The sequence below is a fragment of the Streptomyces sp. a15 genome, assembly GCF_059026085.1.
Window position 1 is genome coordinate 1 of record NZ_JBWLKM010000236.1, and the last position, 1,301, is coordinate 1,301.

Annotated in this window: 1 protein-coding gene; it reads left to right on the top strand. The window is 69.6% G+C overall.

The features are described from left to right. The first annotated feature begins 137 nt into the window (after nucleotides 1-137). Nucleotides 138-1,274, top strand: a complete 1,137-nt coding sequence (gene tnpB, locus AC5P09_RS51845; RefSeq protein ID WP_493880615.1) for an IS607 family element RNA-guided endonuclease TnpB — start codon at nucleotides 138-140, stop codon at nucleotides 1,272-1,274. The last annotated feature ends 27 nt before the right edge of the window (nucleotides 1,275-1,301 follow it).

Sequence of the window (1,301 nt, forward strand, 5' to 3'; positions counted from 1 at the left end):
CCTCCGGAACGGGAACGGGAGTTCTCCCATCGAATGCGTGACCTCTGCGTGCGGTGCTCGTTGGGTGCGGTGAAGGAATCTTCGGACCGGGGGGCTGCCGAGTGGGCGGGAAGTTCAGGGCGCGGCCCGGTTGCGTGGTGCAGGCCTACAGGTTCGCTCTCGATCCGAACGCCGCACAGGAGCGGGCGCTGCGCTCGCACTGCGGTGCCGCCCGGGCCGCCTACAACTGGGCCGTGTCCTGGGTGACCGCCTCGTGGTGGCAGCGCAAGGCTGAAGCCACCTACGGCATCGGCGAGGAGGAGTTGACGCCGTGGCGGCCGTGGTCGCTGCCCGCGCTGCGCAAGGAGTTCAACCGGGTCAAGACCACCGAGGCGAGATTCGCCGGCTGGTGGGAGGAGAACTCCAAGGAGGCCTTCAGCACCGGGCTGGCGAACGCGGCCGCCGCGTTCGACAACTACGCCAAGTCCAAGCAGGGCAAACACAAGGGGTGCCGGGTCGGTGTCCCGCGCCGCAAGCCGAAACGGAAGGCCCGCCTGGCCTGCCGGTTCACCACCGGCACGATCCGTATCGAGCCGGACGGCCGGCACGTCACGCTGCCCCGCCTGGGCACGATCCGCACCCACGAACCCACGGTCAAGCTCCTGGCCCGCGTCCAGGCCGGCACGGCGCGCATCCTGTCCGCGACCGTCCGGCACGAGCGCGGGCGCTGGTTCGTCTCCTTCCAGGTGGAGACCGCCCGGGAGATCACCCGCGTTGCCCGCCCGGATGCGGCGGTCGGGATCGACCTGGGTGTCAAGCACCTCGCGGTCCTGGCCGACAGCTCCGGCGAGATCCGCTACGAGCCGAACCCGAAACACCTGGACGGCACCCTCAAGCTGCTGCGGTTCCATTCCCGCCGTGTCTCCCGCCGTCAGGGACCGGACCGCAGGACCGGCCAGAAGCCGTCGAAGCGGTGGGAGAAGGCCAACCGCGAGCGCAACAGGATCCACCACCGGGTGGCGAACCTGCGCACCGACGCCCTGCACAAACTCACCACCCGCGTACGCGCCGCGTACGGCACCGTGGTGGTCGAAGACCTCAACGTCGCCGGGATGCTCCGCAACAAACGACTCGCCCGCCGCGTGGCCGATGCCGGGTTCGGGGAGATCCGGCGCCAGCTCACCTACAAGGGCCATCGGAACGCCTGCCGCACCATCGTGGCCAACCGCTGGTACCCCTCCTCCAAGACCTGCTCGAACTGCGGCGCAACGAAAGCCAAGCTGCCGTGCACGTGAGAGTCTTCGACTGCGACGAGTGCCCGC